13 protein-coding genes are annotated in these 14,769 nt (G+C 59.7%); 5 read left to right on the forward strand and 8 right to left on the reverse strand.

Annotated features, from left to right (window positions below):
- From fdhE to fdnG, 4 genes are read right to left on the reverse strand one after another with little or no spacing between them, the layout of a single operon-like run.
- Positions 1–924, reverse strand: coding sequence for a formate dehydrogenase accessory protein FdhE (fdhE, locus tag BK662_RS19710; protein WP_123359440.1), 924 nt, complete (start codon positions 922–924; stop codon positions 1–3).
- 4 nt (positions 925–928) lie between these two features.
- Complete coding sequence (locus tag BK662_RS19715) at positions 929–1,582, reverse strand: formate dehydrogenase subunit gamma (protein WP_123359441.1); 654 nt, start codon at positions 1,580–1,582, stop codon at positions 929–931.
- Positions 1,579–2,523: a formate dehydrogenase subunit beta gene (gene fdxH / locus BK662_RS19720; protein WP_123359442.1), complete on the reverse strand. Its 945-nt coding sequence runs from the start codon at positions 2,521–2,523 to the stop codon at positions 1,579–1,581. Before fdxH ends, BK662_RS19715 begins: the two co-directional genes overlap by 4 nt.
- A complete protein-coding gene (gene fdnG, locus BK662_RS19725) occupies positions 2,524–5,589 on the reverse strand; it encodes a formate dehydrogenase-N subunit alpha (protein ID WP_148057941.1) in 3,066 nt (1,021 codons plus the stop codon).
- 234 nt (positions 5,590–5,823) lie between these two features.
- Between fdnG and BK662_RS19735 the strand changes: the two genes are divergently transcribed.
- Positions 5,824–6,972 (forward strand): MalY/PatB family protein, encoded by a 1,149-nt coding sequence (locus BK662_RS19735; protein ID WP_123359445.1) that lies wholly within the window; start codon positions 5,824–5,826, stop codon positions 6,970–6,972.
- A gap of 248 nt (positions 6,973–7,220) precedes the next feature.
- Complete coding sequence (locus BK662_RS19740; RefSeq protein ID WP_123359446.1) at positions 7,221–8,078, forward strand: SDR family oxidoreductase; 858 nt, start codon at positions 7,221–7,223, stop codon at positions 8,076–8,078.
- Positions 8,079–8,208: 130 nt separating this feature from the next.
- Here BK662_RS19740 and BK662_RS19745 read toward each other — a convergent pair whose 3' ends face one another.
- Genes BK662_RS19745 through BK662_RS19755 form a run of 3 tightly spaced genes read right to left on the reverse strand, consistent with a single transcriptional unit; the run spans position 8,209 to position 9,690 of the window.
- Positions 8,209–8,655 (reverse strand): DUF421 domain-containing protein, encoded by a 447-nt coding sequence (locus tag BK662_RS19745; protein ID WP_123359447.1) that lies wholly within the window; start codon positions 8,653–8,655, stop codon positions 8,209–8,211.
- Between the two features lie 7 nt (positions 8,656–8,662).
- Positions 8,663–9,181, reverse strand: coding sequence for a hypothetical protein (locus BK662_RS19750; RefSeq protein WP_123359448.1), 519 nt, complete (start codon positions 9,179–9,181; stop codon positions 8,663–8,665).
- Positions 9,178–9,690: a CinA family protein gene (locus BK662_RS19755; protein ID WP_123359449.1), complete on the reverse strand. Its 513-nt coding sequence runs from the start codon at positions 9,688–9,690 to the stop codon at positions 9,178–9,180. The genes BK662_RS19750 and BK662_RS19755 overlap by 4 nt, the downstream gene beginning before the upstream one ends.
- Before the next feature lie 170 nt (positions 9,691–9,860).
- Between BK662_RS19755 and BK662_RS19760 the strand changes: the two genes are divergently transcribed.
- From BK662_RS19760 to BK662_RS19770, 3 genes are all read left to right on the forward strand, one after another.
- The gene (locus BK662_RS19760) at positions 9,861–10,472 is read left to right on the forward strand and encodes a Yip1 family protein (protein WP_123359450.1); all 612 of its coding nucleotides are present in this window, start codon (positions 9,861–9,863) and stop codon (positions 10,470–10,472) included.
- 55 nt (positions 10,473–10,527) lie between these two features.
- Complete coding sequence (locus BK662_RS19765; RefSeq protein ID WP_123359451.1) at positions 10,528–11,874, forward strand: cation:proton antiporter; 1,347 nt, start codon at positions 10,528–10,530, stop codon at positions 11,872–11,874.
- A 211-nt stretch (positions 11,875–12,085) separates the two neighbouring features.
- Complete coding sequence (locus BK662_RS19770; protein WP_123359452.1) at positions 12,086–12,562, forward strand: PA2171 family ribosome-binding persister protein; 477 nt, start codon at positions 12,086–12,088, stop codon at positions 12,560–12,562.
- Between the two features lie 203 nt (positions 12,563–12,765).
- Here BK662_RS19770 and BK662_RS19775 read toward each other — a convergent pair whose 3' ends face one another.
- The gene (locus tag BK662_RS19775) at positions 12,766–14,688 is read right to left on the reverse strand and encodes a hybrid sensor histidine kinase/response regulator (protein WP_123359453.1); all 1,923 of its coding nucleotides are present in this window, start codon (positions 14,686–14,688) and stop codon (positions 12,766–12,768) included.
- Positions 14,689–14,769: the final 81 nt, after the last annotated feature.

Genomic DNA, 14,769 nt, shown 5'->3' on the forward strand with positions numbered 1-14,769 from the left:
CTATGCTCCCGGTGCCAACATCAAATTGGGCGATAGGCGCTGGTAGCCTTCCTCCTCCAGGCGCATGTCCAGCATCAGGCTGGACAGGTCCGCCGAGAGTGCTTCGGCTTCGGCGTCGTTTTCCAGGTAGATCAGCTTCAGGTAGCTGTTACAGCCGGGGCAGACTTCCGCCCGCAACGGCGCCTGATTGGCAGCATGACGGTCATCCTCGAAACTGATGTATTGAAGCCCCTTGCTCTGTTCGCAATACACGCACTTGACCCGCACCGCGTGCCATTCGCAGGCACACAACGAGCACACCAGATAACGCAAACCGTTGTATTTGCCGCGATGACGAATCACCCCGGCCATCGCCGGCGAACCGCAGGCCGGGCATTGGCTGAGGCTGTCGCCGCGCTTGAGTTCAAGGTTGGGTGAACTCAGCAGCCAATGGCTCCAGGCCGCTTGCAGCGCTGCACCGAGGAACGGCACCAGCTCTGCCGGCAGCATTGAATACTGGCCGCTGACCAAGGCAATCGCCCAGGCTTTGAGCAGCCCTGGGTTGGCACTGCGCAACGTCGCCACGGCGTTTTCTACCGCTGGTTGTGGCGGTGGCTGATAGCGTTGCAACAAGGCTTCGAGAAAGGGTAGCCAAACATTTTCACGCACCAGACTGTCGGCGGCGAACGGTGGCAAGCCATGTTCCACGCACACCCGAAGACGTTCGGGATCGGGCATGGCGGCCATGGGCGGATCGTCCATCAGGTTCTGCTGAACGTGGCACAGTCCGGCAACCAAACGCAGGTAATCCGCCAATGGATGCCCATCGGCCAGGCGTTCCAGGCGCAGCGCGCGCAAGGTGAACAGGTTGTTCGGTGGCAGGTACAGAAACGGCGGTGAACTCGCCGCCGCTTCTATCTGCCCAGGCTCGAGGATCGTGGCCAAGGGGTCATCCTTTTTTGCTGATCGGTCGCTCGGGCGTCTCGTCTTGGGTCACTTCCCGGTACCAGAGCTCATGGTGTTTTCTCGCCCAGGCGCGGCTGACCCTGCCACGCACCATGGCGTGGACCGAGCCGCGAATCCAGATACCGGCATAAACGTGAACGATGATGCTCAGCACCAGGATGAACCCCGCCAGTGCATGCAGCAGCATCGCCCAGCGAATGCTGGTGATACCGAAGTACGCGCTGAACCAGGCACGCCAGATCACCAACCCGCTGAACAGCAGCACCAGCATGCAAATCAGCAACACCCAAAACAGTAGCTTCTGCCCCGGGTTGTATTTGCCGATCGGAGGCACGCCCTCCTCCTCGTTTCGAATGACCGTCCCGACGCGCCTGAGCCACAACCGATCGTTGGCGCTGAAGTAATTCGCCCGCCCGAAACTGAACACCAGGCCGAGGAACAGCACAAACATCGCCACGCCCATATACGGGTGCAAAATGCGCGTCCACGAACCGCCGCCAAACAGGTTGCTGAGCCAGAACAACCCCGGATGGAACAAGGCCAGCCCCGACAGCGCGGCCATGAAAAACACAATTGCCACCAGCCAGTGGTTGGTGCGCTGGTTGGAGGTGTAGCGCAGGATCGGTTTGTCGTTCATGGCCTGTCCTCCCCGCCGGGTTTCGTCGGATCAAAGGTGTGCACCGATGGATCGAATTCATGCACCGCCGGGTCGATGATGACTGGATGTTCGTCTTCCTCGACCAACTGCGGCCCAACGCGCACGTAATGGAAGAACCCGGCCAGCACCGCCGCGCCCATGGCCAGCAACGCCAGGGGTTTGCTCAGGCCTTTCCACAGGTCCACCAGCGGACTGATCGCCGGGTGATCCGGCAACCCGGCATACAACCTGGGCGTGTCGGCATGGTGCAGCACATACATAACGTGGGTGCCGCCGACGCCTGCGGGGTCATACAAACCGGCGTTTTCGAAACCGCGACTCTTGAGGTCGACGATACGTTCGGCGGCGTGTTCTTTCATGTCTTCCTTGCTGCCGAAAACGATGGCGCCGGTCGGGCAGGTTTTCACACAGGCCGGCTCCAGCCCCACCGCCACCCGGTCCGAGCACAGCGTGCATTTATAAGCCTTGTGGTCCTTTTGCGAGATGCGCGGAATGTTGAACGGGCACCCGGTGATGCAATACCCGCAGCCGATGCAATGGTCCTGATCGAAATCGACGATGCCGTTGGCGTGCTTGATGATCGCGCCGGGGCTCGGGCACGCCGCCAGGCAGCCGGGCTCGGCGCAGTGCATGCAGCCGTCCTTGCGGATCAACCATTCGAGGTTGCCGGCGTCGGTCTCATGCTCGGTGAAGCGCATCAAGGTCCAGGTGTCTGCGCTGAGGTCTTGAGGGTTGTCGTAAGTGCCGAGGTTGTGACCGACATCGTCGCGCAGCTCGTTCCATTCCGAACAGGCGACCTGGCAGGCCTTGCAGCCGATGCACTTGGTGGTGTCGATCAGCTTGGCCACTTCCTCTTGCGTGCGCACCGAGGGTGGCATGGTGGTGGTGGCCGAACGGGCGATGATGTCTTGGCTGGCCATTTAGACTTTCTCCACGTTGACCAGGAATGACTTGGATTCCGGGGTCTGTGTGTTGCCATCGCCGAGGAACGGCACCAGGGTGTTGGTCAGGTAACCGTGACGGGTGGCGCCGGTGAAGCCCCAGTGCAACGGGATACCGATCTGATGCACCACCTGGTTGTTGACCTGTAGCGGACGAATCCGCTTGGTCACCACCGCCACCGCTTCGATATGCCCGCGCTTGGAACTGACCCGCACCCTGTCACCGGCAGCAATGCCCTTCTCCTTGGCCAGCACCTCGCCGATTTCGACAAACTGCTCAGGTTGGGTCACGGCATTGATCGGGCAATGCTTGGTCCAGAAGTGGAAGTGTTCGGTCAGCCGGTAGCTGGTCGCCGCATAAGGGAAGTCCTTGGCCTGCCCGAGGGTGTCCCAGACTGAATCGAAGATCCGCCCGGCCGGGTTGCTGGTCGCCTGCTTGTTGTTGGGGTGCATCGGGTTGATGCCAATGGGCGTCTCGAACGGCTCATAGTGTTCGGGGAACGGCCCTTCGTTCATCTTGTCGAGGGCGAAGAAACGCGCCACGCCTTCGGGGTTCATGATGAACGGGTTCATCCCGGCTTCCGGCGGCACATCGGCCTTGTAGTCAGGCACGTCGGTGCCGGTCCAGACCTTGCCGTTCCACCACACCAGCCGCTTGTTCGGGTCCCATGGTTTGCCTTGAGGGTCGCAAGAGGCGCGGTTGTAGAGAATCCGTCGGTTCATCGGCCAGGCCCAGGCCCAGCCCAGGTTCTGCTTCATGCCGAAAGGATCGCTGTTGTCACGCCGGGCCATGTTGTTGCCCTGCTCGGTCCAGCTGCCGCAGAAGATCCAGCACCCGGACGCCGTGCTGCCATCGTCCTTGAGTTGGCCGAAGCCGGACAGCTGCTGACCGGCCTTGACCACCGCGCCCGAGGCGTCAGTGACATCGGCGATGGCGTAGCCGTTGAATTCCCGGGCCAGCTCTTCCGGCGTCGGGTCATCCGGTACCTTGTAGGGCCAGTCGAGCTTGAGGATCGGCTCGGCCCAGGCACCGCCGTTGGCCTGGTAACGCTTGCGCAGGCGCAAGAACAGCTCGGCCATGATCTTCACGTCCGTGCGCGCCTGCCCCGGGCCATCAGCACCCTTCCAGTGCCATTGCAGCCAGCGACCGCTGTTGACCAGCGAACCGTTTTCTTCGGCGAAACAGGTGGTGGGTAGACGGATGACTTCGGTCTGGATCTCGGCCGTTTGCACATCGTTGTAAGGCCCGGCGTTGCGCCAGAACTCCGAAGTTTCGGTGGCCAGTGGGTCCATCACCACCAGCCACTTGAGTTTGGCCAGCGCCTTCATCACCCGGTTCTTGTCCGGCAAGGCGGCGATCGGGTTGAAGCCCTGGCACATGTAGCCATTGACCTCGCCCTTGCCCATCATGTCGAACATTTTCAGGATGTCGTAGCCGGGAATATCCAGCTTGGGCAGCCAGTCGTAGCCCCAGTTATTCTCGGCGGTGGCATTGGCGCCGTACCAGGCTTTCATCAGGCTGACGTGAAACTTGCCGTAGTTCTGCCAGTAGGACATCTGCCCGGGACGCAACGGCTTGAGTGCGCGCTTGGCGATATAGGTGTTGTAATCCTGTTCGGCTTCGGCCGGCAGGGTCAGGTAACCGGGCAGCAGGTTGGACAGCAAGCCCAGGTCGGTCAGGCCCTGGATGTTGGAGTGCCCGCGCAGGGCGTTGACGCCCCCGCCCGGCATGCCGACGTTGCCCAGCAGCAGTTGCACCATGGCCGCGCTGCGGATCATCTGCGAGCCGGTCGAATGCTGGGTCCAGCCTAGCGCGTAGAGAATCGTCATGGTTTTGCCCGGTTGCGAGCAGGTGGCGATCTCCTCCCAGATTTTCTTCATCGCGTCCACGGGCATGCCGCAGACCTGACTGGCCAGCTCCAGGGTGTAGCGGCTGTAATGCTGCTTCATTAATTGGTAGACGCAGCGTGGGTCTTGCAAGGTCGGGTCGACTTTGGCGAAACCGTCCTCGCCGATTTCATAGCCCCAGCCGGACTTGTCGGTGTAGGTGCGCTTGCTTGCGTCGTAACCGCTGAACAACCCGTCTTCGAAGCCGTAGTTGGCCTTGACGATGAACGACACGTCCGTATAGGCGCGTACGTATTCGTGCTGGATCTTGTCTTCGGTCAGCAGGTAATTGATCAGCCCGCCCATGAAGGCGATGTCGGTGCCGGTGCGGATCGGTGCGTAATAGTCGGCCACCGAGGCGGTGCGGGTGAAACGCGGGTCGACCACAATCAGCCGCGCCTTGTTGTGGGCTTTGGCTTCGGTCACCCATTTGAAACCGCAAGGGTGCGCTTCCGCGGCGTTGCCACCCATCACCAGAACCAGATTCGCGTTGGCGATATCGGTCCAGTGGTTGGTCATGGCACCACGGCCATACGTCGGGGCAAGACTTGCCACCGTCGGGCCATGTCAGACACGTGCCTGGTTATCAAACCCCAGCATGCCGAGACTGCGAATTACCTTGTGGGTGATGTACCCCGCTTCGTTGGACGATGCCGACGCCGCGAGGAAACCGGTGCTCAGCCAGCGGTTCACCGTTTGCCCTTGAGCGTTCTTCTCGATGAAGTTGGCGTCGCGGTCGGCCTTCATCAGGTCGGCGATGCGATCCAGCGCTTCATCCCAGGAGATTCGCGTCCACTCCGTGGTGCCGGGCTTGCGCACCTGCGGGTACTGGAGACGGCTGGGGCTGTGAATGAAATCGAGCAGGCCTGCGCCTTTGGGGCAGAGGGTGCCGCGATTGACGGGGTGGTCGGCATCGCCTTCGATGTGGATGATGCTCTGGGCGACATTCTTCGCGTTGTCGCCCTGGCTGTACATGATCAAGCCGCAACCGACCGAGCAGTACGGGCAGGTGTTGCGGGTTTCATGGGTATGGGCGAGCTTGAAATGACGCACTTGTTCGGCGAAAGCCGGCGTCGGGGCCATGCCCAGCGCGCCGAGGCTTGAGCCCGCAAGGCCGAGACCAGCGACCTTGAAGAACTGACGACGGTTGAGGTCCATCGTGCACTCCTGATCAGGTGGAAACCCGGTGCGTTGGCCGGGTTTTTCTGGACGATCACGGTGACGGTAACCTATCTACCGCCACTTAGAACTTTAGACAATGTTGCCGTGCGCCGTCTGAAAACCGACCGTCGGCGGCTTGCCGGTCATGCTCTGTTGCGCAATTCGCCAGCGATCAAGGTTGGCGCTTATCATGGCCGCCGGATTAACCCCCTGCCTTTTATGAGACTGAGCATGACTTTCGATTTTGATCAGGTGTTCGACCGCCATGGCACCGGCAGTACCAAATGGAGCCGCTACCCGGCCGACGTGTTGCCGATGTGGGTCGCCGACATGGACTTTGCCGCGCCACCAGCGATCATTCAGGCGCTGCAAAAACGCCTGGAACACCCGATGCTCGGTTACAGCGTGGCTCAGGATGACTTGCGTGACGCCATCGTCGCCGACCTCTGGAACAAGTACGCCTGGCGTGTGCAACCTCAAGAGCTGATATTCCTGCCGGGTATCGAGTCGGGTTTCAACATGGCCCTGCATGCGCTGGTTCAGCCGCAGCAGAACGTGGTCGTGCAGACGCCAAACTACCCGCCGCTGCGCCATGCACCGGGCCACTGGCAGTTGAACAAGGTCGAGCTGGACTTCGACGCGTTGGCCGATGGTACGTACGCGACGCCACTCGAAGCCTTGCGCCAGGCGCTGCAAGGGGGCGGCGCGCTGTTGCTGAGCAACCCGCATAACCCGCTGGGCAAGGTCTTCCCGCGCGAGGAACTGCAAGCGGTCGCCGACATTTGCCTGGAGCAGGACGCCTGGATCATCTCCGACGAGATCCATTCCGAACTGTGCTTCGACGGGCGCGTACACATTCCGACCGCCTCGCTCAGCCCGCAGATCGCCAAGCACACCATCACCCTGATGTCGGCGAGCAAGGCCTACAACATCGCCGGTTTGAAGACGGCGTTCATGATCATTCAAGACGCGGCGCTGCGCCATCGGGTCAACAGCGCCCGTTGCGGCATGGTCGACAGCGTCAACCCGCTGGGCCTGGAAGCCACCCGCGTCGCCTACAGCGAAGGCGGTCCGTGGCTGGCTGAACTCATGGCCTACCTGCAAAGCAATCGGGATTATCTGGTGGAGGCGGTTCGCACGCGGTTGCCGGGTGTGACCATGAACATTCCTCAGGGCACTTACCTGGCGTGGTTCGACTGCACGGCGCTGGGGCTGGATAACCCGCAGCAATTCTTCCTCGAACAGGCCAAGGTCGGGCTGAGCGCAGGGCTGGATTTCGGCGATAACGCCCGGCAGTTCGTGCGCTTGAACTTCGGCTGCCCGCGGGCGCTGCTGGAGGAAGGAATCGCGCGGATGGAGCGTAGTTTGCGTAACCGCTGACTCTTTCACGAACTCAAGAACAACAAGGATCAAATGTGGGAGCGGGCTTGCTCGCGAAGGCGGAGTGTCAGGCGACATCCCTCTTGACTGTAAGGCAGTCTTCGCGAGCAAGCCCGCTCCCACAAGGGATTTGTGTGCTTTTGTGGATTGCGGAAATCCAACCGAACTCAAGACAAAAGACCGGGGTCAACCCTCAACGAGCGCTTGTGGCGCTTGAGTCTTTTGCCTTGAACAGAGGAGATTTCCCGATGACTGACTATCCAAAACCACCCTTCCCCAAACAAAGCCAGCCAGTCCCCGGGGTTCAAACGAAAATGGACCCTTACCCGGATTGTGGCGAGCAGAGCTACAAAGGTTCGGGTCGGCTGGAGGGCAAGATCGCCCTGATCACCGGGGCCGACAGTGGCATCGGCCGTGCGGTGGCGATTGCATTCGCCCGGGAAGGCGCGGATGTGGTGGTTGCCTACTTGAATGAAACTGAAGACGCGCAGGAAACCGCGCGCTGGGTCGAACAGGCCGGTCGTCAATGCCTGCTGCTGCCCGGTGATGTGGCGCAGAAAGCGCACTGCCAGGCGCTGATCGACAAAACGGTCGAGCGCTTTGGCCGGATCGACATTCTGGTCAACAACGCCGCGTTTCAGATGACCCACGAAAACATCGAGGACATCCCGGACGAAGAATGGGTGATGACCTTCGATGTGAACGTCACGGCCATGTTCAGGCTCTGTCAGGCCGCGCTCAAGCACATGAAGCCCGGCAGTTCGATCATCAACACCAGCTCGATCAACTCCGACATGCCCAAGCCGACATTGCTGGCCTACGCGACCACCAAGGGCGCGATTGCCAACTTCACCGGCGGCCTGGCGCAGATGCTCGGCCCGAAAAACATTCGGGTAAACAGCGTGGCACCGGGGCCGATCTGGACGCCGCTGATTGTCTCGACCATGCCCGATGAAGAAGTGCAAAACTTCGGATCGCAAACCCCGCTCGGCCGTCCCGGTCAACCGGTGGAAGTCGCGCCGATTTATGTGCTGCTGGCCTCGGATGAAGCCAGCTACATCACCGGGCAACGGTATGGCGTCACGGGTGGCAAGCCGATGCTTTGATGCTGCTGGCCTGGCCTGCGTTCGGCCCCTGTAGGAGCTGCCGAAGGCTGCGATCTTTTGATTTTGATGTCAGCGAAAGCAAGATCAAAAGATCGCAGCCTTCGGCAGCTCCTACGGGGATCGCGGTGAATCAGGGCTCTTGAGCAATCACCGAAATCTTGCCGTTGCGCTCGATGATGGCGAATTTGATCTGCTCAAGGGTTTCAATACCCTGGCTCGAACGCGCGGCCTCCATGACATCCGCTTCGACCAGTCGCGCATGACGCAGGCGTTTGTGCAGGATCTTGCCGTTCTCGACGATGATCGTCGGCCCACCATCGATCAGCCGCTGCACCCATTGCGAGCGCTGTTTGAGCAATGAAAGCCCGACGTCAATGGCAATCAGCGTAACGATCACCAGCATCGAATTGGTCAGGGAAAAATCATTGCCCAACAGCGCCTGTTGCGTCGCCTCGCCGATGATCATCAGCAGCACGAAATCAAACGTCGTCAGTTCGGCCAGCGAGCGCCGACCGGCGATCTTGAACAGCACCATCAACGCCAGGTACATCACGGCCGCGCGCAATACCGAATCCATAAGTCACCTAAGGGAAAATGAATTGATCCACCTTGACGGGGGCGGCACCGGGCGAGGCGATACGGCTGCGAAACAGTCCCAGCCCATCCCCGCGCAACGTCAGGTAAAGGCTGGCCTGCCCTTGCGCGTCGGTTTGCACCCACAGTTTCATGCCCTGCTCGCCACTGAGTGCACGCACAGGTTCCGGTTGCAGGGTTTCGATGTCGAAGCCTTCCAGCAGTTCTCCAGTCAGCTCCAGTTCAACCGTGGCATCCGGCTGGCCGATCACGCTGAGCTTCATCGGATTGGTCGAGCCATGACGGTGGAACATCTCGTACTCCACCCGTACCTTGCCATCGCTGCCATGAACGTCCCGGGAGCTGAGCGGGCCGCGTGAAAACAAACCGAGCAAGGCCAGCACCACCAGCAGCACCAACACATACCAGCCCCAGCGCTCGAATCGCCAGACCTTGACCTGATACGCCATGTCTTCGCGCACCGGAAAATCGCGGCTGTGGTATTCGGTGCGGCGGGATTCGTCGTTCATTGATTTACCTGATCTTGTTCACCGGCTAGCGCACGTTTATGAAAAAACGACACCCGCTTCAAGGCATGTTCTGCGGCCAGTAACTGAACCTTGCTGCGGGATCCGAAAAACCGGTGCTGGTGAGTGAATACGCGCTTCCCTTGCTCAGTCTGGTACGCCCAGGCGAAACAGATGGTGCCGGCCGGAATCCCGTCGACATCCTCCGGCCCCAGGATGCCGGTGGTGGCCACGGCAACATTGGCGGGACTGTCGAGCAAGGCCCCCAAGGCCATTTCGCGAGCCACTTCGCAACTGGTCAGGTTGAAGGTTTTGATCGTAAGGGGACTGACGTTGAGCAACCGTTGTTTCGCTTCGGGGGAATAAACCACGTAGCCGCTCTCGATCAGATCCCCGCTGCCCGGCACTTCGGCCAGCAAGGTCACAATCTTTCCGGCAGTACAGGACTCGGCCGTTGTCAGACGCAACTTGTGTTGCCGCAAATATTCGACGACGGTTTGGCTGACGCTCATGACCAGGCATCCAGCAAGAGGAACTGCTCGGTTGACCTTCGACGCTTGCAAACATTCCCTCGGGCAGACCGCCCATGACGCCCCTGATAAAAAATGAACCCCCGGCGATGGATGCACCTCAATACTTCTAGGGGCCCCTATGCCGGGCCGCTCGCTATCTGGAGGTCGTCATGTCCGCACCTTTCGTCAGGCTGTTCACTCAGCCCAATTTCGTCTGGACAGATATTCGTAAGGAAGAGGAAGCGCATCCGCGCCATTACCTCGCTCATTTGCTGTTGCTCGCCCTGATCCCCGCCGTGTGCCTGTTTATCGGGACCACCTACGTCGGCTGGAGCCTGGCCGAGAACGAAACGGTCAAGCTCAGTACCACCAGCGCCCTGCAACTCTGCGGGCTGCTGTACCTGAGCATTATTGCCGGCGTGGTGCTGATGGGGCTGTTCATCCGCTGGATGTCGCGCACCTTCGACTCACGCCCCAACGTCAATCAGTGCATCGGTTTTGCCGCCTACACCGTCACCCCGTTCTTCCTCGCAGGTATCGCCGGGCTCTACCCGAGCCGCTGGCTGGCGATCACCGTCCTGGGGGCCGCCTCCCTCTATTCGACGTTTCTGCTGTTCGTCGGTTTGCCGATCTTCATGCACGAGCGCAAAGAGGAAGGCTTGCTGAATGCGGCGAGCGTATGGGGCGTCGGGCTATTGGTGCTGGTGACTATCCTGGTGGAGATGATTCTGCTCTGGTTCAACTATCTGGGGCCTGAGTACGTGCGCGTGACCGGCGTGTGACTCTCCTGATTCCGCCATCCGCCGGCGGTCGGCGGCACACCTCCGAGAACCGGGCATGAGCTTCATTGTATGGGTGGCGGTGTTGGGTGCGGTGCTGCTGACCCTGGCACTGACCTCGTCCTATCTGCGCTGGATGCCGGTGACCACGTCGGCGGTGTGCCTGGCGCTGGGCGTGGCAATCGGTCCGGCGGGCCTGGGCTGGCTGAAGCTGGACATCAAGGACGCGGCGGTCTGGATGGAGCACCTGACTGAGGTCGCGGTGCTCTTTTCGCTGTTTGTCTGCGGACTCAAATTGCGCCTGCCGCTCAAGGATCGCCAATGGCGAATAGCGTTTGGCCTGGCGGGACCGGTGATGATCCTGACCATCATTGGCGTGGGCCTGTTGCTGCATTACGGCTTCGCCGTGGCCTGGGGGCCGTCGCTGCTGATCGGGGCGATTCTGGCCCCCACCGATCCGGTACTGGCCTCGCTGGTGCAGGTCAACGACGCCAGGGATTACGATTCGGTGCGTTTCGGGCTCTCCGGTGAGGCGGGCCTCAACGACGGCATCGCCTTCCCCTTCGTGATCCTCGGTTTGTTGTTTGTGCAACAGAGCGGCAATAGCGAGGCCTGGCTCGGTGAGTGGGCATTGAAAAGTGTGCTGTGGGCCGTGCCTGCCGGTTTGTTCACCGGTTACTGGATGGGCCACGGCATCGGTCGCTTGACCTTGTCGATGCGCATCCGCAATGCCGACAGCACCATTTCTCCCAACGATTACCTGACCCTGGCCCTGATCGCCCTCGCTTATGTCGCGGCCGAGGAGATACATGCCTATGGCTTTTTGTCGGTATTCGCCGCCGGCCTTGGGTTGCGGCAGGCCGAAGTCAAATCCACCGGTGACGCCCAGATGCCCGCCGAGCATCTGGTGCAACCGGTGGTCGGTCACCAGAACGTCGAACCTGAGGCCGCCGTCCACGGCGATGTGGCGAATCTGCCAGAAACCCAAGTCGCGGCCGGCATCATGATGGGCGACATGCTGGCATTCGGCAGTTTGGTGGAACGCGCCATGGAAGTGTTTCTGGTCACCCTGCTGGGCGTGGTGCTGGTGGGCCACTGGGATTGGCGAGCGTTGGTGGTAGCGCTGGTGTTGTTCTGTGCCATTCGGCCCTTGTGCGTATGGCTCATGCCGTGGGGGCGCTTGCTGGACAGCCGTCAGCGGTTGTTGATCGGCTGGTTCGGGATTCGCGGGATCGGGAGCTTTTATTACCTGTTCTACGCCTTGAACCATGACCTCGGTCCGGCGGCGGCAACGCTGTGCACCGACCTGACGTTGTCGGTGGTGGCGCTGAGCATTCTGGCGCATGGCATCAGTACTCAACCGATGCTGGCTCGTTATGAGCGGCGCAATCAGCAGGACGTCTGACGGTTTCCTCCTTCGGTCAACCTGCATTGAGCAGCAACGAATATTCATGCAGGTTGCACGACAAACGTCGTTTCTATTCGATCGCATCCCACTGTTTTTTATGGCTTTTTGGTAATCCTTGAAACAGGCACGAGAAATGCTCCAGCAGTGTGAGCGACAACGGCAGGAAGACCGTTTGCGCATGACCCGTGACTAAACAAGAGGTTTGACCATGAACGCCATTGAGCTGTTGAAAGCCGACCATGAACGCGTAAAAGGCATCCTGGCCCAGTTGAGTGAGTCCACCGAGCGTGGGGTTAAAAAGCGCACCGAGTTGCTGGCCAAACTGGAAATGGAAATCAAGATCCATACCCGTCTGGAAGAGGAAGTCTTGTATCCGGCGTATAAAAAAGCCGGCGGCAAGGAGCAGGACATCATGTATTACGAAGCCAAGGAAGAACATCGCACCGTCGATACGCTGGTGCTTCCCGACCTGAAAACCACTGATCCCTCTACCGTCGAATTTGCCGGTCGAGTGAAAGTGGTCAAGGAGTTGCTGGAACATCACATTGAAGAAGAGGAAAAGGAAATGTTTCCTCAGGCCAAAAAACTGCTGGGCAAAACGACGCTCGACGAATTGGGTGCAGAGATGGAAAGCCTGAAAGCCCGATACAAAAAAGAGCTGGGCGTGCCCAATCTCGCTGCTTGATGGGGGAATAGCAAAGCCCGGCGATACTTACGAGAGTCTTGAGTCAGTGAGAAACCTGTGGTGAGAGAGCTTTCTCCCGCTTGAGTGCGTAGCACTCACAAAAAATCGGCAATGGTTGTCAGATTTTTGGGGCCGCTGCGCAGCCCGGCGCGAGCAAGCTCGCTCGCCACAAAGGAGCACCACCATGCCCCGAATGGAAGGTGTCACTTCATCGCCAAGGCAATGACTTCCACCAGATTAAGTTGGGTAAAAGGCTTGGACAGGCGTGGAAGTCTGGCCGCGAAGCCTTCCAGGCGCTCGGCGTAACCGGTAGCGAGGATGATCGGCAGGTGTGGTCTTATCACCCGAATAGCCTGCGCCAATTGAGCGCCACTCATCTTGGGCATGACCATGTCCGTAATGACCAGGTCAAAATCGTGCTCGCTGTCGAACAGCCCCAGTGCCTGTGCGCCGGACGCTGCACTGATCACCCGATGGCCCAGGTCCTCAAGCAACAGGCTGGTACTGGTCAACACCAGACTGTCGTCGTCCACGACCAATACACACAAACGAGGCACCCGCGACATGACGGCCTCCTCAATAGCGGGTTCGGTGGTCGAATCGGCTAGCGCAACGGGTAACCAGAGTTCGGCGGTGGTGCCGATATCCTTCTGGCTTTTCAGAATGAAGCGTCCACCCAGTTGTTCAGTAAACCCGTGAACCATCGACAACCCCAGGCCAGTGCCTTTGCCGACGCCTTTTGTGGTGAAGAAAGGGTCCATTGCCGACGCCAGGGTAGCGTCATCCATGCCCTCCCCTATATCCGTGACACTCAGGCAGACATAGCGGCCTGGCGCCAAGGCTAATTTCGCCTGATCGCAGATCTCTTCGGTCTGTGCGCTGATGACAAGTTTCCCACCGTCGGGCATGGCATCGCGGGCGTTGGTCGCCAGGTTCAGTACCGCCAGTTCGAGCTGATTGACGTCGGCCATGACCGGTTCAAGTCCAGGCGCAAAGCGCGTTTCTATGCTCACCGAAGGCCCCAGAGAGCTGCGCAATAGCCCGGTAATCCCCTGAATCAGAGTCGGGATTTCGACGGATTCGGTCTTGAGCTCCTGACGCCTGGCAAATGCCAGCATGCGCTGGGTCAAGGAAACACCACGCAAGGCGCCTTGAGTGGCGTTGTCGAGCAAACGGGTAATTCTCGGGTCGTCCGCCGCACGTTTGCGAACGACTTCCAGATTGCCAAGGATAACGGTCAGCAGATTATTGAAGTCGTGGGCAATCCCCCCGCTGAGTTGACCGATGGCCTGCATTTTCTGCGCCTGAAACAACGCTTCGCGGGTTTTTTCAAGCGCTTGCTGGGCTTGGGTGACCTCGGTGATGTCCCGAGTGATCTTGGCAAATCCAAGCAACGTACCGGTGTCGCCCCAAATCGGATCGACGACAACATGCGCAAAAAACCGTGTGCCATCCTTGCGTACGCGCCAGGCCTTGTTTTCAAATCGCCCCTCGCGCGTAGCAATCGCCAGCGCCCGTTGCGGTTCACCGGCTTCGCGGTCTTCAGGGGTGTAAAACATCGAGAAATGCTGGCCGATCACTTCTTCGGGGCGATATCCCTTGATTCGCTGAGCCCCCAGATTCCAGTTGGTCAAACGTCCATCCGGGGCGAGCATGTAGATGGCGTAGTCGGTGACGCTCTGCACCAGTAGCCGGAACTGCTGCTCACTTTGTTTGAGGGTTTCTTCGGCCATTTTGCGGTCGGTCAAATCCCGGGTGATCTTGGCAAAACCCAGCAATTTTCCCGACGGATCCAGAATGGGATCGATGATGACGTGGGACCAGAAATGCGTGCCGTCCTTGCGAACCCGCCAGCCTTCACCCTCGAAACGCCCTTCGTGAATAGCGGTATCAAGGGCGCGCTGAGGCAAACCGGCCTTGCGGTCCTCCTCGGTATAAAAACGCGAGAAATGCTGACCGAGAATCTCCGCTTCCTCATACCCTTTGAAACGCTTGGCGCCAGCGTTCCAACTGGTGATGATGCCGTCAGGGTCGATCATGTAGATCGCGTAGTCGACCACGGCATCGATCAGCAGACGAAAGCGCATCTCCTCGATGGCATTGGTCTTGGTCCGGTCATCGCTCATGGATCCCTGTCCTTGTTGTTGTTCTTCTGGAGTATGCGACAAACCGCACGTTTGGAAATTCAAAAAAACCAATACGTTGGT

The organism is Pseudomonas frederiksbergensis (assembly GCF_003732275.1).
Classification (GTDB): domain Bacteria; phylum Pseudomonadota; class Gammaproteobacteria; order Pseudomonadales; family Pseudomonadaceae; genus Aquipseudomonas; species Aquipseudomonas frederiksbergensis_H.